Source organism: Lentzea sp. NPDC005914 (assembly GCF_040629405.1).
In the GTDB taxonomy this organism is placed as follows: Bacteria; Actinomycetota; Actinomycetes; order Mycobacteriales; family Pseudonocardiaceae; genus Lentzea.
In genome coordinates, this window is the sequence record NZ_JBEXVQ010000045.1 from 41,020 (window position 1) to 61,508 (window position 20,489).

The following is a 20,489-nucleotide window of genomic DNA, read 5'->3' on the forward strand; positions in this document are numbered from 1 at the left end:
TTTAAAGTGGCGATGATCATCGCGAATGAGCCCTATGTGAATGTCCTATGCCTGCTCGGCGGGAATAGCTTGACCCCTTAAATGACGGTTGTGTAAAAATGTTGTCAGGGGAGGGGCGGAATTTCTGTGATCGAAGACATGTATCCGTTGGCGCCTGTTCAGCAGGGCATGCTTTTCCATGTCCTGGAGGCGGAATCGGACAAGGGCGTCTACTGGGCGCAGGGCCTGTACGAGTTCGACGGAGTGCTCGACCTCGACGCCATGCGGCGCGCCTGGGAACTGGTGGTCGACCGCCACGCCGTGTTGCGCACCGGTTTCGTGTGGGAGGGCGTGCCCGAACCGCTTCAGGTCGTCATGAGAGACGTCCAGGTGCCCTTCGAGGTGCACGACTGGACCGCCGTGACCGACCAGCGGGCCGCGCTCGACGACCTGCTCGCCCGCGACCGCGCCCAGGGCTTCGATCTCACCAAGCCGCCGCTCATGCGCGTGCACGTCATCAACGACGGCACGAGCCACCACCGCATGGTGTGGGCCCTCTACTCCGGGCTGTGCGACGGCTGGAGCGTGCCCGTCGTCCTGGAAGAGGTCGGCGCCACCTACGACGCCCTGTGCCGCGGCACGACGCCCGGCCTCGAACCCGTGCGGCCGTACCGGGACTTCATCGCCTGGCTGGGCAAGCGCGACCGCGCCGAGGCCGAGTCGTTCTGGCGTGACTACCTCGCTGGATTCGACGCCCCGACGGCACTGCCCGTCGACCGGTCGGTCCGCGACCACTGGGCCCAGGGCCGCCGCCGCGCCGAACTGCCGGAGGACCTGACCACGTCGATCATGGACCTCGCCCGGCGTCGGCGCGTCACGCCGTCGACGGTGATCCAGGCCGCGTGGGCACTTCTGCTGTCCGCCTACTCCGGTGACGACGAGGTCGTCTACGGGCTCACGGTGTCCGGCCGCCCCGCGGACCTGCCCGGCGTCGAGTCGATGGTGGGTGTCTTCATCAACACGCTGCCCGTGCGCGTGCGGGTGTCGTGGGAGCGCACGTTCGCCGACTGGCTGGGTGAGCTGCAGGAGAACCAGGTCGCGGTGCAGCGCTACGAGTTCACCGCGCTGACCGACATCAAGCGGTGGTCGGAGCTGCCGCGGGGCAGCGGTGTCTTCGACAGCATCGTGGTGTTCGGCAACTACCCGCAGGCCCTGCTGTCCGAAGAGGACGAAGAGAGCGACGACGAGGACCGCTTCGGCGCCCTCGACTCCATCGAGCAGGTCAACTACCCGATCGCGTTCGCGGTCGACCTCGAGGACACGCTCAAGATCGAGGCCGAGTTCTCCACCGGCGCGTTCGACGAGACCACCGTCGACCGGCTGCTCGTCCAGTTGCAGGAGGTGCTGGCCTCCGCGGTGGCCCGGCCCGACCAACTCGTGCGTGAGGTGACGCCGACGTCGGCGGCCTCGGACGCGGGCCCTGCGGTCGACGAGGCGTACGTCGGCTTGGCTGAGCGGTTCCGCCTGGCTGTCAAGGATTTCGCCGATCAGGTGGCGGTCCGTGGTGGTGGCGTCGAGCTGACCTATGCCGAACTGGGCGAACGGGTGGCGCGGGTGGCGTCCGGTCTGCGCGCCGCCGGTGTTCGGGACGAGACGCGGGTCGGGCTGTGGTTCGAGCGGTCGGTCGACCTCGTGGTCGCGCTTCTCGGTGTGGTGCAGGCGGGTGGTGCGTATGTGCCGCTTGATCCCGCGTTGCCGCACGGCCGGTTGAGCGATGTGCAGGCGGCTGCCGGGGTCGAGCTGGTCGTGTCCCGGGGTGACTACGCCCTGGACGGCCCGCGGGTCGTCGAACTGGCGGACCTGATGACCGCGCCTGCCGAGTGGCCTGAATTCGATGCCCTGCCTGAACGTCTGGTCTACACGATGTTCACGTCGGGCTCGACCGGTGTGCCCAAGGGCGTGGAGGTCACCGAGGAAGGTGTCGTGCGGGTCGTGCTCGACCCCGCGGTGGCCGCACAGCCCGGTGACGTGGTCGCGCACATGGCGGCGGTGTCGTTCGACGCCTCGACGTGGGAGATCTGGACGGCGTTGCTGAGCGGCGCGACGCTGGCCATAGCGCCTTCGAATCTGGCCGAGCGGCTCGACGTCGCCAAGCTCTACGCGACGCACGGCATCACGTTGTCGTTCATGACCACCGGGTTGTTCCATCAGCTGGCGGACACGGATCCGGGCGTGTTCTCGGGGCACCGGCTGGTACTCGCCGGTGGTGAGGCGATGTCGCCCCTGCAGGCGCGCAAGGTGCTCGACGCGAACCCTGCCGTTGCTCTCTACAACATGTACGGACCGACTGAGTCCACTGTGTACGCGTCGTTCCACGACATGCACACCGGTCGGCTGGGTCCGGCGTCGGTTCCGATCGGCAATGCCCTGCGGGGCCTGCGGTTCTACGTGCTGGACCGCTGGCTGCAGCCGACACCCGTCGGCGTGCCGGGGGAGTTGTACATCGGCGGTACCGGTTTGGCCCGTGGCTACGCGGGCCGTGCGGACCTGGCCGCTGAGCGGTTCGTCGCGGACCCGTACGTGCCTGGCGCGCGGATGTATCGCACCGGGGACCTGGTGCGGTGGGGTGCTGATGGCGCGGTCGACTTCGTTGGCCGGACGGATGACCAGGTGAAGATCCGGGGGTTCCGGGTCGAGCCGGGCGAGGTCGAGCACGTGCTCGTCGCACACCCGGACGTCGCCAACGCCGCCGTGATCGTGAACGACAAGCGCCTGCTCGCCTACGTCGTGAGCACCGCTCTTGCGGCAGACCTCCGGCGCTTCCTCGCCGAACGCCTGCCCGAGTTCCTGGTGCCGTCGGCGATCGTGCTGGTGGACGAGCTGCCGTTGAACGCCAACGGAAAGCTCGACAAACGCGCGCTGCCCGATCCCGGCGCCCCCGAGACCACGACCGCCTACGAAGCGCCCAGCACGGAGGCCGAGCGCACGCTGGCCGCGGTGTGGTCCGACGTGCTCGGCGTCGAGCGGGTCGGTGTGCACGACAACTTCTTCGAGCTGGGTGGCGACTCGATCGTGAGCCTCCAGATCGTGTCGCGGGCTCGTGCCGCCGGGCTGCAGCTGGGGATTGCCGATCTCTTCACCCGTCAGACCGTGCACGAGCTCGCGGCCGGCGTGACCACGGCTGTTTCCAGCACGATCGACCAGGGTGCCGTCAGCGGGCCCGTGGCTTTCACGCCGATCCAGCGCTGGTTCCTGCGCGAGGACCTGCCCGAACGTGACCACTTCAACTGGTCGGGCATGTTCGAGCTGGCACCGGGAACGGACGCGGACGCGCTACGGGCCGCGCTCGGCACCGTCGTCGCCCACCACGACGCGCTGCGGCTGCGGCTGCGCGGCGACGCTCAGGAGAACGCGCCGGTCGAGACCTCCGACCTGGTGACTGTGATCAACACGGACCTGGACGAGGACGTCATCGCGGCCATGACCGCCGCGCAGACGTCGTTGAGCCTCACGGACGGGCCGTTGCTGCGTGCCGTGTACGTCGACCGCGGCTCCCGGCCCGCGTGGTTCGGGTTGACCGTGCACCACTACGTCGTGGACGCGGTGTCGTGGAACGTCCTTTTGGAGGACCTCGACACCGTGTACTCCGGTGGTGTCCTCGGGCCGAAGACCACCTCGTACCAGGAGTGGGCCGCCGCGCTGGAGGCCTTCGACCCGCGGGACGAGTTGCCGTGGTGGCGTGAGGTCGTGCGGACTTCGGCGGCCGTACCCACGGACTTCGACGGGCTCAACACCGAGGACTCGACCGAGTCCGTGCGCGTCTCCCTCGACGCTGAGCGTGCTTCTGCGTTGCTGACGAGCGCTCACCGCGCTTACCGCACCCAGGGTCACGAACTGCTTCTTGCCGCGTTGCTGCAGGTGCTCGGGCGATGGACCGGTGTCGGTGCCGCCGCTGTCGACCTGGAGAGCCACGGTCGCGAGCCGATCGCCGACGGCATCGACCTCAGCCGCACGGTCGGCTGGTTCACCGCCATCCATCCCGTTGCGCTGCACCACTCATCGCTCGACGACACTGCTGGGGTCATCAAGGCGGTCAAGGAACAGCTGCGGTCCGTGCCGCGCCGGGGTGTCGGCTACACCGTGTTGCGTGAGCGGGACCCGGAGCTGCGTTCGGCTTTGGATCGCCCTGTCGTCTTCAACTACCTCGGTGGTGCCGACGCGGCCGAGGACGCGGGCCTGTTCGCTCGTGAGCTGTCCGAGGACCTGTGCGGTCCTGCCGAGGGTGACGGCGGGCTGCGCTCGCACGTGCTCGGCGTCGAGCTGGTCCAGGCCGCCGACGGGACGCTGGCGGTGGAGTGGCAGTACAGCGCCAACCTGCACCAGCGGTCGACGATCTCGCAGCTCGCTGAGGCGTACGTGCTGGCGCTGGCCGAGCTCGTCGATCACTGCCGGTCGGGTGCGCACGGCCTCACGCCGTCCGACGTTCCGCTGGCTGCTCTCGATCAGTCCTCGTTGGACTCGTTGGTCACTCGCGTGCCCGGGATGGTCGACGCTTACCCGTTGTCGCCACTGCAGCAGGGAATGCTGTTCCACGCCGTCGAGTCACCGGACAGCGGTGTCTACTGGACGCAGGACGTGCGCGAGCTGGCCGGCTCGCTCGATCTCGACGCCATGCGTGCGGCCTGGCAGTTGGTGATCGACCGGCACCCGGCGTTGCGCACCGCTTTCGTGTGGGAGGGCGTGCGTTCGCCGCTCCAGGTCGTCGTGGGTGACGTCTCCGTGCCGTTCGAGGTGCACGACTGGTCTTCCGTTGCCGATCCCGAAGCTGCTGTCGACCGGCTGCTGTCCGAGGATCGTGCTCGCGGCTGTGATCTCACCGCGGCTCCGTTGCTGCGGGTCCACGTCGCTCGGGGACGTGACCGCCACTGGATTCTGCTGGCGTTCCACCACCTCTACGCGGACGGCTGGAGCATCCCGCTGCTGTGGGACGAGGTCACGGCCGCCTATCAGGGCGAATCCCTGCCGCCGGTGCGTCCTTACCGCGACTTCATCGCGTGGCTGGGTCAGCGCGACTCCGTTGAGGCCGAGGCGTTCTGGCGCGAGTACCTCGCCGGGTTCGACTCGCCGACGCCGTTGCCGGTGGACCGCGTGGTGCGCGAGCACTGGGCCCAGGACCGGCGCGAGCTGGCGCTGCCCCGTGACGTCACATCGGACCTCGTCTCGCTGGCCCGCGACCGGCGGGTCACCCTGTCGACGGTCGTGCAGGCTGCGTGGGCCGTGCTGTTGTCGGCCTACTCGGGCGAGGACGACATCGTGTTCGGGCTGACGGTGTCCGGGCGTCCGGCCGACCTGCCCGGCGTGGAGTCGATCGTCGGGCTGTTCATCAACACCCTGCCGGTCCGGGTGCGGGTGGCGTGGGAGACGTCGTTCGCCGACTGGCTCGGTTCGTTGCAGGAGAACCAGGTTCTCGTGCAGCGGCACGAGCACACGCCGCTCGCGGACATCCAGCGTGTTGCCACCGGTGGGTTGTTCGACAGCATGCTCGTCTTCGGCAACTACCCGCAGGGTGCGGCGCCTGAGGAGGGCGAGGAGGACCCCGAGGAGTTGTTCGCGTCGACCGACTCGGTCGAGCAGATGCACTACCCGATCATTCTCGCGGTCGACCTCGAAGCGACCTTGAAGGTGGAGGCCAACTTCTCCACCGGCGCCTTCGATTCGTCCACTGTGGAGCGGTTGCTCGCACAGCTCGCCGAGGTGCTGACCGCTGTCGCTCGCCGGCCTTCTGTTGTCGTGCGGGAGGTGACGCCCGCGCCGGTCACCGGGTGGGGCGTCGGGCCTGTGGTGGACTCGGCTTTTGCCGGGTTGGCCTCGCGGTTCCGGCTGGCTGTCAGGGACTTCGCTGACCAGGTGGCCGTCCGTGACGGTGGCGTTGGGCTGACCTATGCCGAGCTGGGCGAACGGGTGGCACGCGTGGCGTCCGGGCTGCGGGCTGCTGGTGTGGGTGTGGAGACGCGGGTCGGCCTGTGGTTCGAACGGTCGGTCGATCTCGTGGTCGCGATCCTGGGCGTGGTGCAGGCGGGTGGGACGTACGTGCCGCTTGATCCTGCGTTGCCGCACGGCCGGTTGAGCGACGTGCAGGCGGCCGCCGGGGTCGAGCTGGTCGTGTCGCGTGGTGACTACGCGCTGGATGGTCCGCGCGTTGTCGAGCTCGCGGAGTTGGTGAGCGCGCCCGCTGAGTGGCCGGAACTTGTTGCTGTGCCTGAACGTCTGGTCTACACGATGTTCACGTCGGGCTCGACCGGTGTGCCCAAGGGCGTGGAAGCCACCGAAGAGGGCGTCGTGCGGGTCGCGCTCGACCCTGCGGTGGCTGCCCGGCCCGGTGATGTCGTGGCGCACATGGCGGCGGTGTCGTTCGACGCCTCGACGTGGGAGATCTGGACGGCGTTGCTGAGCGGTGCCACTCTTGCGGTGGCGCCCGCGAACTTGGCCGAGCGGCTGGATGTTGCGACTTTCTACGCGGCGCACGGTGTGACGTTGTCGTTCATGACCACCGGATTGTTCCATCAGCTGGCGGACACCGATCCTGGCGTGTTCTCGGGTCACCGGCTGGTGCTTGCCGGTGGCGAAGGGATGTCGCCTGTTCAGGCGCGCAAGGTCGTTGACGCCAATCCGGCTGTTGGTCTTTACAACATGTATGGCCCCACCGAGTCCACTGTGTACGCGTCGTTCCACGACATGCACACCGGCCGGCTCGGTCCGGCCACCGTGCCCATCGGTGGTGCCCTGAGGGGCCTGCGGTTCTACGTCCTGGACCGGTGGTTGCGACCTGCACCCGTTGGCGTGCCGGGGGAGCTGTACATCGGCGGTACCGGTTTGGCTCGTGGTTATGCGGGCCGGGCTGACTTGGCTGCTGAGCGGTTCGTTCCCGACCCGTCAGTGCCTGGCGCGCGGATGTATCGCACCGGTGACCTGGCGCGGTGGGGTGCGGATGGAGCGGTCGATTTCGTCGGCCGGACAGATGACCAGGTGAAGATTCGGGGGTTCCGGGTCGAGCCGGGCGAGGTCGAGCACGTGCTCGTGGGTCATCCTGCTGTCGCCAACGCCGCTGTTGTCGTTCGTGAGTTGCAGCAGGGCAAGCGACTCGTGGCCTATGTCGTGGGTTCGGCGTCGGTGACGGACCTTCGGCAGTTCCTCGCCGAGCGGTTGCCGGAGTTCCTGGTGCCGTCGGCGATCGTGCTGCTGGACGAGTTGCCGTTGAACTCCAACGGAAAGCTCGACAAGCGCGCACTGCCGCTGCCGGACGCGCCGGACTCGACGAGCTACGTGGCACCGGGCACCGACGTCGAGCGTGCGCTCGCCGCGGTGTGGTCCGAGGTGCTCGGGGTCGAGCGGGTCGGTGTGCACGACAACTACTTCGAGCTGGGCGGCGACTCGATCGTCAGCCTTCAGATCGTGGCCAGGGCGCGGGAAGCGGGCCTGTCGCTGACGATCGCCGACCTCTTCACGCACCAGACCGTCGGGCAGCTCGCCGCCCACACCGGCGTCGCGGCGGGCTCTTCGGTCGTGGCTGAGCCGCTGGCCGATCTGGAGCCACTGCGGGCGCGTGTTCCGGGTCTGGTCGACGCCTACCCGTTGTCGCCCATGCAGCAGGGCATGCTCTTCCACGTCCTGGAGGCACCCGCCGACACCGCGGTGTACTGGGCGCAGGACGTGCGCGAGCTGAGCGGACCGCTCGACGTGGCCGCCCTGCGAGAAGCCTGGCACACCGTCGTGGGCCGGCACCCCGCGTTGCGCAGCGCGTTCGTGTGGGAGGGCGTCGACTCACCGCTGCAGGTCGTCGTGGATGACGTCTCCGTGCCGTTCGAGGTGCTCGACTGGACCTCCGTCGCCGATCCCGCCGCCGCGCTGGACTCGTTGCTCGACGCCGACCAGCGGCGCGGGTTCGACGTCACCGCCGCACCGTTGCTGCGCGTCTACGTGGCCGATCGGGGCGACCGGCAGTGGGTCGTGTTCACGTTCCACCACCTGTACCTCGACGGCTGGAGCATCCCGCTCGTGTGGGACGAGGTGTTCGCGGCCTACCGGCGTGAGTCGCTGCCGCCGGTGCGCCCGTACCGCGACTACATCGCCTGGCTGCAGGAACAGCCCGCCGCCGACGACTTCTGGCGCTCGTACCTCGACGGCTTCACCTCGCCGACAGCCTTGCCCGTCGACCGCACCACCCGCCTGCACTGGTCACAGGGCAGGCGCCACCGCGAGCTGCCGACGTCCGTGGCCCTCTCGTTGGAGGCGCTGGCACGACGCGAGCACGTGACGATCAGTGCCGTCGTGCAGGCGGCGTGGGCGCTGCTGCTGGCGTCGCACAGCGGCGAGGACGACGTCGTCTTCGGCCTCACGGTGTCGGGACGTCCCGCTTCGCTGGCCGGCGTCGAGTCCATCGTCGGACTGTTCATCAACACCCTGCCCGTCCGGATCCAGGTCCCCGGCGATCGCACGCCGTTCGACCGGTGGCTGCGCACTGTCCAAGATGGACAGGTTGCTGTGCAGCGGTTCGAGCACTCGCCGCTGGTCGACATCCAGCGGGTGGCGGGCGTGTCGCGGTTGTTCGAGAGCATCGTGGCGGTCCAGAACCTGCCCGGCGGCTTCGACGACGGCGACGACGCCGACGAGTTCGACTCGCCCGCGCTGCTCGAACAGGGCCGCTACCCGCTGAAGCTAGTCGTCGACGTGGACGGCCAGCTCGCTCTGCTGTGCGAGTACTCGACCGGCGCGTTCGACGACGCCACCGTCGAGGCGCTGCTGGACCAGCTCGAACGCATCCTCACGACCGTCGCCGTCACGCCGGGGACGCCGGTGCGGGAGATCGCGCTGCTCGACGCCGGCCAGCGGGGCGAGGTGCTGACGTGGAGCGCGTCGGAGTCGCTTCCGATGCCTGCGGCACACCTGGCGGCGCTGTTCGGGCGGCAGGTTGTGGCGCATCCAGACCGTGTCGCGCTGCGCGGAGACGGGGTCGAGCTCAGCTATGCCGAGCTCGATCGCCGGGCCAGCGGGGTGGCGCGGTGGCTGCGTGATCAGGGGGTCGGCGCGGGTGTCCGGGTGGGGTTGTACCTGGAGCGCGGCCCGGAGCTGATCATCGCGATGCTCGGGGTTATGGGCGCGGGTGGGAGCTACGTTCCGCTCGACCCTGCTCAGGGGGTGGGGCGGATCGGGCAGATGATCGGCACGGCGGAGGTCGGGCTGGTCGTGACGGCCGGCGAGTGGCCGCTCGAGGTCCCCGGCGTGCGCGTTGTGGACGTGGCTGGGTCGGTGCCGCCCGCCGCTGCTGGCGTTGCCGGCGTGACTGGGGTCGTATCGCCGACCGCTGTTGGCGTTGGCGTTGGCGGCGTGGCGAGGGCTGTGTCGTCGACCGCTTCCGGTGTTGGCGTTGGCGATGTGGCCGCGGCCGCTTCGCCGACCGCTCCTGGCGTTCGCGTTGCGGACGTGGCTGAGGCTGTGAGGCCGACCGTTCCCGGTGTTCGCGTCGCAGACATGGCCGGGGCCGTGCCGCCCGCCGCTTCCGGTGTTCGGGTTGGCGATGTGGCCGAGGCCGTGTCGCCCGCCGTTCCTAGCGTTGGTGTTGCTGGCGTGGCTGGGGCTGTGGCGCCCACCGCTTCCGGCGTGGGTGTTGCCGACATGGCCGAGGCCGTGTCGCCCAACGCTCCTGCCGTTTCCCACGTGCGCGTGTTCCCACTGCCGGAGACCGAGGCCGAAGGTCCGCTGCCCGTGTCCGGCGGCTCGGACAGCGAGCTGTACGTGCTGTTCACGTCGGGCTCGACCGGCGTGCCCAAGGGCGTGTCGCTCACCCACGAAGGCGTGGCCAGGGTGTGCACCGACCCCGCCGTGCGCGTCGAGCCCGGCGACGTCGTGTCGCACCTCGCGGGCATCGGCTTCGACACCGGCGCCTTCGAGATCTGGCTGGCGCTGCTCAACGGCGCCACCCTCGTCGTCGGGCCGGCGGACTTGGCCGAGCGGTTGGACGTCGGGAAGTTCCTGCGCCGCAACGGGATCACCGCGTCGCTGCTCACCACGGGACTGTTCCACCAGCTGGTCGAGACCTCGCCCGACGTGCTCGACGGCCTGCGACTGCTCGTCGTCGGCGGGGACGCGCTGCAGGCCCAGCACGCCCGCACGGCTCGGAAGCACAAGCCGGACTTGCGCATCGTGAACGCCTACGGGCCCACCGAGACCACCATGACGTGCACCATCCACACTCTCGAAGACGAAATCGGCGCGCAGGTGCCCATCGGCAGGCCGTTCGCGGGCATGCGGGCGTACGTGCTCGACCCGTGGCTGCAACTCGTGCCACCCGGTGTGGCGGGCGAGTTGTTCGTCGGCGGGCCGGGTGTGGCACGGGGCTATGTCGGTCGTGCGGACTTCACCGCCGAACGGTTCGTGCCCGACCCCACCCAGCGCGGCGAACGCCTGTACCGCACCGGTGACCGGGCTCGCTGGAGTCCGGACGGGACGCTGGAGTTCCTCGGCCGGGCCGACGACCAGGTCAAGATCCGGGGATTCCGGGTCGAGCCCGGCGAGGTCGAGGCACTGCTCACCAGCCGCGAGGACGTGCGGGCCGCCGCGGTCGTCGCCAGCGCCCAGCGTCTGGTGGCCTACGTGGTCACCGGCACCGACACGAAGGAGCTGAAGGAGTTCCTGCGTGAACGGCTGCCCGACTACCTGGTGCCGTCGAGTTTCGTCGTGCTCGAGGCCCTGCCGCTGACGGCCAACGGCAAGCTCGACCGCCGCGCCCTGCCCGAACCGCAGGCACTCGAGACGGACGCGTACGTCGCTCCGCGCACCGCGCGGGAACAGGCGCTGGCAGACATCTGGGCGAAGCTGCTGCAGGCCGAGAAGGTCGGCGTGCACGACAACTTCTTCGACCTGGGCGGCGACTCCATCGCGGTCCTGAAGGTCGTGGCACGCGCCCGCAACGCCGGCCTCGGCCTCGCGGTAGCCGACGTGTTCACCCACCAGACGGTTGCCGAACTGGCCGCCGTCACCACAGCTCCAACGCAAAAGGAAGCAGGCCCCGCAACCGGACCGGTACCGCTGACACCCATCAAGAAGTGGTTCACCAACGCCACCATCGACGACCGGAACCACTGGAACTGGTCGGGCCTCTTCGAGCTGACCCAGAACGTCGACGAGGACAGGCTGAAAGCCGCGCTCGACACCCTGGTGACCCACCACGACGCCCTGCGCACCCGCCTGCACCACGACGCCGACGGCTGGCACCAGGAGATAGTCGAACCAGGCGAGGCACCCAGGTTCACGGTCGTCCAGGGCGACGTCCAGGAGCACATGGAGGCGCTGCAACGCGAGTTGGACCTCGCCCACGGCCCGCTCGTGGCAGCGGTCCTGTTCGACCGCGGCGACGAACCCGCGTGGCTCGGCCTCGCGATCCACCACCTGGTCGTCGACGGCGTGTCGTGGAACATCCTGCTGGAAGACCTCGAAGCGGCCTACAACGACGAACCCCTCGCACCGAAGACGACGTCGTACCGGCAGTGGGCCGAGTCCGTGGCGGCCTTCGCGGCGAGCGACGAGGTCCGAGCCGAACTGCCTTACTGGCGAACGAAAGCGGAGACGGCCTTCACGCTGCCCGTCGACGCGACCGGCGCCAACACCGAGGACTCGGCCGCCGTCGTCGAGGTCACCGTCGACGCCAGAACCGTGCCGAACAACCAGGTGCTCGACGTGGTCCTGGCCGCACTCCACCAGACGCTGGGGGAGTGGGCCGGCACGGACACGGTCGTCGTCGACGTCGAACACCACGGCAGGGAAAGCGTCGCACCGGGCACCGACCTGTCCCGCACGGTCGGCTGGTTCACGTCCGTCCACCCGGTGGTGCTCCAGCACAACGACCTGAGCGACCACAACAAAATCCTCACCGCAGCGCGCGAAAGCCTGAAGTCCGTGCCACGCCACGGAGTCGGCTACGGCGCGCTGCGTCACCTGGCCCCGGACGACCCGGAGGTGCGCAGCCTGCGAGCCGCACCCGACCGCCAGGTCAACGTGAACTTCACGGGCGGGCTCGACCCCGTGAACGACGGCGAGGCAGGCCTCATCGTCGACGAACTACCGGGTGACCTGTGCGGCGACAGCACAAGTGGGGGCTTGCGCCCGTACGCGCTGCACCTGGAGATCGAGCGCACCGGCGAGGGAGAGCTCCTCGTCGAGTGGCACCACAGCACGAACCTCCACCGGACCGAGACCGTGCGGCGGGTCGCCACCCGCTTCCGGCAGGCCGCGGAGAGCTTCGTCGAACACCTGAACAGGAATTGAGGGGAGCAGTCCTTGTCCACGTCCAGAAGGATCTACCACCTGTCGGCCGAAGAGGCCGCCGAGGTGGAGAACCTGACATTGCGCATTGCCAAGGAGTACACGGGCCCGGAGGACGAGCAGTTGCTGCGCGACCTGCCGCTGCTCGCCGCCGAACTGCCCGTGGGCCAGCGACGTTTCCTGCGCGACTTCGCGCTCGAGGACGAGCTGGGCTACTGCGTGATCCGCGGCCACGTCTTCGACGACGCCCGCATCGGGCCCACACCGCAGCACTGGCGCGGCCGGCCCGTCCCGTCGCCGGAGTTCGCCGAGGAGATCCTCATCCTGCTGCACGGGTCTCTGCTCGGTGAGCCGTTCGGCTGGAAGACCCAGCAGGACGCGCGCCTGGTGCACGACATCTTCCCCATCAAGGGTTTCGAGACCGAGCAGATGGGGATCGGCAGCACCGACACGCTCACGCTGCACACCGAGGACGCCTTCCACCCGTGGCGGGCGGACTACCTGCTGCTGGAGTGCCTGCGCAACCCCGACAAGGTCGCCACGATCGTCTCGGAGCCCGACCTCTCGACGCTCGACGCCGAACACCTGGAACTGCTGCACCAGCAGAACTTCCTGATCCGGCCGGACGACTCGCACCTGGCCAAGCACAACGTCACCGAGGGCGTCGACGCCGAGTTCAGCGAGATCGCCGAGATGAAGGCCGACGACAACCGCGTCGCCGTGCTGTACGGGTCCCGCAAGCACCCGTACATGCGTCTCGACCCGTACTTCATGGAGACCCCTCGCGACCCCGCCGCGCGCGAGGCCATGGAAGCGGTCAACGAACTCCTGGAGAAGTCCTGCCTGGACGTCGCCCTGGAGCCGGGCGACATCCTCGTCATCAACAACCACCGCCTCGCGCACGGCCGGCAGGCGTTCCAGGCCCGCTACGACGGCACCGACCGCTGGCTCAAGCGGGTCAGCATCACGACCGACCTGCGGAAGTCCCACGAGCGGCGCGCCTCGGCGACCGCACGCCTCATCTGACGGATACGGACCTCATGCCCAACCCGCTCCACAGCCTCCCGCCCACCGCCAAGGGCATCCTCGCCGTCCTCCGAGTCCTGCCACGGGTCAGCCGGCCCCGCACGGCGCTCCTGGCGGGCGGGGTGGTGGTGAGCGCCGCGCTGCCCATCGGGATCGCAGTCCTCACCGGTCTGCTCATCGGCGCCATCCCCGGTGCCGCGCGCGACGGTGCGGACTCGGCCGCCGCCGCCCGGGTGGGCACGCTGCTGGTCGCCGTCGCGATCGCGATCCTCGTCGAACGCCTGACGTCCCCGCTGCTGCGGGCCGCCGTGTCCACACTCGGCCGCGACGTCGACCGGTACCTGCAGGAGGTCGTGCTCAACGCCCTGGCGAGGCCGAGAGGCATCGCTCACCTGGAAGACCCAAGCGTGATCGACGAGGTCCGCATCGTGCGGGGCCTCGGCATGAGCGCGCACCGGCCGGGCCAGACCGTCGAGGCCCTGCCCGAGGTGCTCACGTCGTGGCTGCGGGCCGTGGGCTCGGCGGCCGTGCTCACCTGGTTCCACTGGTGGCTCGGTCTGCTGTGGCTCGTGGTCTGGCCGATCATCGTCTACCGGATGCAGCGCGACTACCTGCGGGTCGGGCAGGAGGGCTTCGGGCAGAGCGCCCAGCTGCGGCAGGCCGAGTACGTCCGGGACCTGGCGCTGGATCCACCGCCCGCCAAGGAGGTCAGGCTCTGGGGGATCCTCGACTGGCTCACGACCCGGTTCGACACGTTGTGGCAGGCGGGGATCGGCCCCATTCGCCGGGCGCGCCGTCCGAGGCCCGGCATGGTGCTCGGCTCCGCGTCGGCGATCCTGGCGATCAACGCCCTGTCCTACGGTCTGCTGGCCTACGCCGCGGTGCAGGGGAACCTGACGCTCGCCGCTCTCGCCGTGTTCGTGGAGGCCCTGGCCAACGCGAACGAGTACGCGGTCGGCGACGAGCACCTGTACCTGTCGCACGCCGCCGTCACCGTGCCGAAGGTGCTCTCGCTGGAGAAACGTCTCGCCGAGAGCTCACCACCGCAGTCCGGATTGCCGGTCGGAGACGTTCCCTCGCAGGAGATCCGCTACGAAGCAGTGACGTTCCGCTATCCCAGCAGTGAACGCGATGTCCTCAACGGACTGGATCTCACCATCCCCGCTGGCAGGTCGCTGGCGATCGTCGGCGACAACGGCGCGGGCAAGACCTCGCTCGTCAAGCTGCTCGCCGGTTTCTACGAGCCCACCGGGGGCAAGATCACGGTCGACGGCGCCGACCTGGCAAGTCTGGATCCGCAGGCGTGGCGTCGGCGAGTGGCCGTGCTGTTCCAGGACTTCACCCGCTACCACCTGCCGGTGCGCGACAACATCGGCCTCGGCGCTCCCGAGCACGCGGGCGACGAGGACATGCTGCGCCGCGCCGCCGACCGGGCCGGGATCGGCGACCTGATCGAGTCGTTGCCGCACGGCTGGGACACCGTCCTGTCGCAGGCCTACACCGATGGCGTGGACCTGTCGGGTGGGCAGTGGCAGCGCGTCGCACTGGCCCGCGCGATGTTCGCCGTCGAGGCCGGCGCCAAGGTCCTCGTGCTCGACGAGCCCGCCGCGGCACTCGACGTGCGCGCGGAAGCCGAGTTGTACGAACGGTTCCTGGATCTCACCCAGGGGCTCACCACGATCCTCATCTCGCACCGCTTCTCCACCGTGCGGCGCGCGGACCGGATCGTGGTCGTGTCCGACGGGCGTGTCATCGAGGCAGGCGGCCACGACGAGCTGATCGACCTCGACGGCCGCTACGCCCACCTGTTCCGCCTGCAGGCAGAACGTTTCCAGCCGGTGGGAGGCACCGATGCGTGACACCTGGCGGGCGTTCGTCACCACCATCAGCTTCGGGTTCCGCGCGGCACGCTGGTACGCGGTCTTCCAGATCGCCACCGAGATCGCGCTCGCCCTCACCGGACCCCTGATCGCCTACTGCGGCAGCGTTCTCGTCGACGCCGCCGCCACCCACGACCTGAACCTCGCGCTCACCGCCGGGCTCGGTGTCGCCGCCGCCACCGGGCTGCTCGTCGTCGGCCAGTACTACAACGCTCACTGCGTGTTCGCGGTGCTCGAACGCACACAGGCGTTGTCCGACCGCACGTTGATGCGCCTGCTCGGCGGGATCGACAGCCTCGCCCCGCACGAGAATCCCAAGTACCTGGACCAGATCCAGCTGTTGCGCGAGGAACGCGAGAGCCTCGCCGAGATGACCAACGCCACCGCCGGTCTGATCAGCGCGTTCGTCGGCTTCGGTGCCACGGCGTTCCTGCTCGCCGACGTCCACCCCGCGCTGATCTCGCTGGCACTGCTGGCCTTCATCTCGTTGTGGATCACCAGCCGGGCCAACGACCTCGCCGTCGACGCCCAGGAGGACACCGGCGAACCCGAACGGCTGCGCCGCCACCTCTTCGACATCGGCACGACCGCCGGTGCGGGCAAGGAACTCCGCGTCTTCGGTCTCACGCAGGAGCTGATCCGGCGCCACCACGAGGTTTCCGACGAGGTGCTCGGTACCCGCAACCGCGCGGCCTGGCGAGGCGCGGTGCTCAAGAGCGCCGACGCGGTGATCAACGCGGGCGGGTTCGTCGGCGCCGTCGCACTGGTGGTCTGGCTCGCGATCCAGGGCCGGGCGACCCCCGGCGACGTCGTCCTGGTCGTCGCGCTCACCATCGAGATGGCCGCCGTCGTCGCCACCTCCGTGGGCTACAGCGGCGACTTCCTGTGGTGCCTCAAGCAAGCCCGGCGCTACGTCTGGCTCGAACGCTTCGCCGCCACCGCGGGCAAACGTCCGGAAGAGCCCGCCACGCCGCCAGCGTCGCTGAGCCACGGCATCGACCTCGTGGACGTCACCTACCGCTATCCGGGCAGCGAACACACCGTCCTGGACGCAGTGTCGCTGCATCTGCCCGCCGGGTCCGTGGTGGCGCTGGTGGGCGAGAACGGCGCGGGCAAGTCCACGCTCGTGAAGCTGCTGTGCGACTTCTACGAACCGGACGGCGGTGAGATCCAGATCGACGGCGTCGACCTCCGCCGCATCCCCGCCCGCGAGTGGCGGACCAGGCTCAGCGGTGCCTTCCAGGACTTCGTGGAACTGCAGCTCCAAGCCCGCGAAACCATTGGTGTGGCGGACATTCCCCGAATCGACGACGACGCCGCCCTGCACGGGGCTCTCGAACGGGCAGGCGCGACCACCGTCGTCGACGGGCTGCCCCGCGGCCTCGACACCCGGCTCGGCCGCGCGTGGGACGAGGGTGTCGAACTGTCCGGTGGCCAGTGGCAGAAGCTGGCGCTCGCCCGCGGCCTGCTGCGCACCGACCCGTTGCTCGCCGTGTTCGACGAGCCCACCGCCGCGCTCGACCCGCAGACCGAGCACGCGTTGTTCGAACGCTTCGCCGAGGCCGCCCGAGCCGGCAAGTCCCGCGGAACGGTCACTCTTCTTGTCTCGCACCGGTTCTCGACCGTGCGCATGGCCGACCTGATCGTCGTCCTGGACGGCGGGCGCGTCCGCGAGATGGGCAGCCACGAGCACCTCATGGCCCACCCCGACCTCTACGCCGAGCTGTACGAGCTGCAGTCCTCGGCCTACCGCTGAAAGGAGCCGTCCTGATGAAGTTCGAACCAGCGCCTCTCGAGGACTGGATGCGTCTGTACTACTTCGCGGTGGACGACGACATCGGCAGCAGCGGGGTCGAGGACTACTCGCTCGCCGACCTGCGGGCCCTGCTCGGCATCGACGCCAGGGAGCTCGACGCCGTGGTGTTCCGCGACAGCACGTCGTTCGGTGGCGAGGAGGTGCGCACCGCGATCGCCGAACAGTGGGGGACCGGCGACCCCGACAAGGTCATGGTCACCCACGGCGGCAGCGAGGCGATCTACCTCGTCCTGAGCACCCTGCTCGAGCCCAGCGACGCCGTCGTCGTCACCGAGCCGACCTACCACACGCACACGTCCATCGCCCGGACCATGGGCTGCGACCTGCGGGTGTGGCCGCTGCGCCCGGAGAACGGCTTCCGCCCCGACCTGGACGACCTGCGTGCGGTGATCGACGGCGCCAAGGCCGTCGTCGTGAACTTCCCGCACAACCCGACCGGCGCGTCGCTCACCCCGGCCCAGCGCGACGAGTTCGTCGCCATCTGCGCGGAAGCCGGCACGTACCTGGTGTGGGACCAGGCTTTCCGCGAGATGGTCGTCGAGGGCGAGCCGCTGGCCGACCCCGTGCACGACTACGACAGGGCCATCTCCATCGGCACGCTGTCCAAGGGCTACGGCCTGCCAGGGCTGCGGGTCGGCTGGGCCATCGGGCCGCACGACGTCCTGCGCGGCACCCTCGACCTGCGCGACCGCATGACGTTGCACCTCTCGCCGTTGGTCGAACTGCTCGCCACCCGCGTCGCCCGGCACGCCGAGCGCCTGGTCGGCCCGCGCATGGACCAGGCCCGCCGCAACCTGGGGCTGCTGCGCCAGTTCGCCGCCGATCACCCGGACCTGATCGACCTGCCGGAACCGATGGGCGGCGCGTCCACGTTCCCGCAGCTGCTCGGCCACGCCGACACCACCGACTTCTGCCACGACCTGGCCCGCGAGCACCGCACGCTGCTCGTGCCGGGGTCGTGCTTCGGGGACCCGACCCGCGTCCGGCTGGGCTACGGCGGTGTCACCTCCTCGTTCACCCGAGGACTCGAAACGCTCGCACTCGCAGGGGAGAAGGCCCGTGTTCAGAGTTGAACTGTCCGAATCAGACATCGCCGAGGCCGATGAACTGGTCGCCTCGCTGGCCAGGCGGTACCGCACGGTCGAGGACCCGGCGTTCGTGCGTGAGGCCACTGTCATCGCTCACGAACTGCCTCGCGCGTTACGTGCGGGACTGACGGAGTTCCGCCTAACCGAGCCGCATCCGTTGTGCGTCGTCGGCGGTTACCCGATCGACGACGACCGCATCGGCCCCACCCCGGCGCACTGGAAGGACTGCGGCGGCGAGGGCAGGCCGACGCTGGCCGAGGACCTCTTCTTCTACCTGTGCGCGTCGTTGCTGGGCGACCCCATCGCGTGGTCCACCCAGCAGGACGGCCGGCTGCTGCACGACGTGTTCCCCATCAAGGAACACCAGTACGAGCAGCTCGGCTCGGGCAGCGAGGAGCTCCTCACGTGGCACATCGAGGACGCGTTCCACCCGATGCGCACCGACTACGTGGGCCTGATGTGCCTGCGCAACCCGGACGGCGTCAACACCACCTACGGCTCGCTCGAGGGCAGCGATGTCCCGGCCGACGTCGTGGAGGTCCTGCGCCAGGAGCGTTTCCCGATCCGCCCGGACCGGTCGCACCTGGCCGCCAACCGGCAGAACGACGAGGGCGACGAGCAGCTGCGCCGCCTGCGTGACCGCAGCTACGAGTGGATCTCCGGGCTGGACGCCGACCCCCAGCCCATCGCCGTCCTCTTCGGCCCGCAGGAGGACCCCTACCTGCGCCTCGACCCGTACTTCATGGAGGTCCCGGCCTCCGACCCCGAGGCCGCCGCCGCGCTGGACACGATCGTCAAGGCGATCGACGCCAACATCGCCGGCTACGCCCTGAAGCCCGGCGAGGTCCTCTTCCTGGACAACTACCGCGGCACCCACGGCCGTGAGCCCTTCACCGCCCGTTTCGACGGCACCGACCGCTGGCTCACCCGCCTGAACATCGCCCGCGACCTCCGCAAGTCGCGCGCCCACCGCCGCACCGCGAACGACCGCACCATCTACTAGAAGGATTTCTCCCATGCGCACAAGCCCTTTCGACGACGAGGACGGCCGCTTCTTCGTGGTGGTCAACGACGAGGACCAGCACGCCCTCTGGCCGGCGACCCTGGCCGAGGTCCCCGAAGGCTGGACCGTCGCCCACGGCGAGGACACCCGTCAGGCCTGCCTCGACTACGTGAACCAGCACTGGACCGACATGCGTCCCCGCAGCGTCCGCGAGCAGCTCGACCGCGCCGCCGGACGGTGAGCTCCGCGCCGCCGTGACGGGAAAAGGAGTGGGCGAAGATCGCGACGAGTTGGTAGCTTGCTGCCGACCGCGACGCCGTCCGAGGAGGTGAGACCCATGAACGCTGTATCGACGTGGGTGCTCTCCTTTCCCGTCACGGTCGGGCGACTGACGTAGGTGTCGCCGGGAGCGCCTGTACATCAAGGCACTCCGTGAAAGGCGATACCAATGGACCACAATCTCGCTCTGGTGCTCGGCGGTGGTGGATCTGCCGGCCAGGCCTGGCAGGTCGGCGTCATCGCGGGTCTGGCCGAAGCCGGTCTCGATCTGACCGAAGCCGCTGACCTGGTGATCGGCACGTCGGCCGGTTCGACCACGGCCGCCTATGTGCGCAGTGGAATTCCTGCCGCCGAACTGCTGGCCATGGTGCTGTCCCCGCCGGTCCGACCGGCCGGGCAGGACCGCCCACTGCCGCCACCTCCGCCGATGACGGCGTTGTTCGAGCGGCTTAGGGCCATCGGCGCGGCAGCCACCTCGGGGGAGGACATGCGTCGAGCGCTGGGCGCGTTCGGGTTGGAGAGCGACGCCGCGCTCGGGCCCGAGATGGCGGCACAGCGGCGCGCGCAGGTCGCGTCCCGGCTTCCTCACCCCGACTGGCCGGACCGGCCGATGATCGTGGTGGCCGTCAACGCGCACACCGGCGAGCTGGCCGCGTTCGACCGCGATTCCGGCGTCGACCTGGTGGACGCCGTCACCGCGAGCACCGCGCTGCCGGGTGGAGCTCCCACGCACAACATCAACGGCACGCACTACGTCAACGGTGGCGTGCGCTCCGCCGAGAACGCTGACCTCGCCTCGGGCTTCGCGACGGTGGTGGTGCTTTCGCCGTTCGGTGGACGCACCGGACCTCTGCCGGAAGGCCAGTTCGAAGGTCTGCGCCGGGAACCGGAGTGGGGCACGGACCTGGACAGCCAGGTCGAGGCGTTGCGCAGGCAGGGCAGTCGCGTCGAGCTGATCACGCCGGACACTGATTCCGTGGCCGCGACGGGCACGAACCAGATGGACCTCGCGACCCGCGTTCCTTCCGCCAGGGCCGGATACGCCCAGGGCAAGAGGGAAGCGGGCCGCGTGACCTTCGCCTGACGACCGCGTTCCTCCT

8 protein-coding genes are annotated in these 20,489 nt (G+C 69.5%); all 8 read left to right on the forward strand.

The features are described 5' to 3' along the window. Nucleotides 1-138 precede the first annotated feature (138 nt). A complete protein-coding gene (locus tag ABZ345_RS41005; protein WP_359860396.1) occupies nt 139-12,300 on the forward strand; it encodes an amino acid adenylation domain-containing protein in 12,162 nt (4,053 codons plus the stop codon). Nucleotides 12,301-12,312: 12 nt separating this feature from the next. Continuing rightward, nucleotides 12,313-13,323, forward strand: coding sequence for a guanitoxin biosynthesis L-enduracididine beta-hydroxylase GntD (gene gntD / locus ABZ345_RS41010; protein ID WP_359860369.1), 1,011 nt, complete (start codon nt 12,313-12,315; stop codon nt 13,321-13,323). A 14-nt stretch (nt 13,324-13,337) separates the two neighbouring features. Further along, nucleotides 13,338-15,182: an ABC transporter ATP-binding protein gene (locus tag ABZ345_RS41015; protein ID WP_359860370.1), complete on the forward strand. Its 1,845-nt coding sequence runs from the start codon at nt 13,338-13,340 to the stop codon at nt 15,180-15,182. Then, nucleotides 15,175-16,959 carry an ABC transporter ATP-binding protein gene (locus tag ABZ345_RS41020; RefSeq protein ID WP_359860371.1) on the forward strand — a complete coding sequence of 595 codons (1,785 nt, stop codon included), beginning with the start codon at nt 15,175-15,177 and terminating at the stop codon, nt 16,957-16,959. The genes ABZ345_RS41015 and ABZ345_RS41020 overlap by 8 nt, the downstream gene beginning before the upstream one ends. A 14-nt stretch (nt 16,960-16,973) precedes the next feature. After that, the gene (gene vioD, locus ABZ345_RS41025) at nt 16,974-18,092 is read left to right on the forward strand and encodes a capreomycidine synthase (protein WP_359860372.1); all 1,119 of its coding nucleotides are present in this window, start codon (nt 16,974-16,976) and stop codon (nt 18,090-18,092) included. After that, nucleotides 18,079-19,110, forward strand: a complete 1,032-nt coding sequence (gntD, locus tag ABZ345_RS41030) for a guanitoxin biosynthesis L-enduracididine beta-hydroxylase GntD (RefSeq protein WP_359860373.1) — start codon at nt 18,079-18,081, stop codon at nt 19,108-19,110. The genes vioD and gntD (ABZ345_RS41030) overlap by 14 nt, the downstream gene beginning before the upstream one ends. 13 nt (nt 19,111-19,123) lie before the next feature. Further along, nucleotides 19,124-19,351, forward strand: coding sequence for an MbtH family protein (locus tag ABZ345_RS41035; protein WP_359860374.1), 228 nt, complete (start codon nt 19,124-19,126; stop codon nt 19,349-19,351). A gap of 207 nt (nt 19,352-19,558) precedes the next feature. Next, nucleotides 19,559-20,473 carry a patatin-like phospholipase family protein gene (locus tag ABZ345_RS41040; protein WP_359860375.1) on the forward strand — a complete coding sequence of 305 codons (915 nt, stop codon included), beginning with the start codon at nt 19,559-19,561 and terminating at the stop codon, nt 20,471-20,473. Nucleotides 20,474-20,489: the final 16 nt, after the last annotated feature.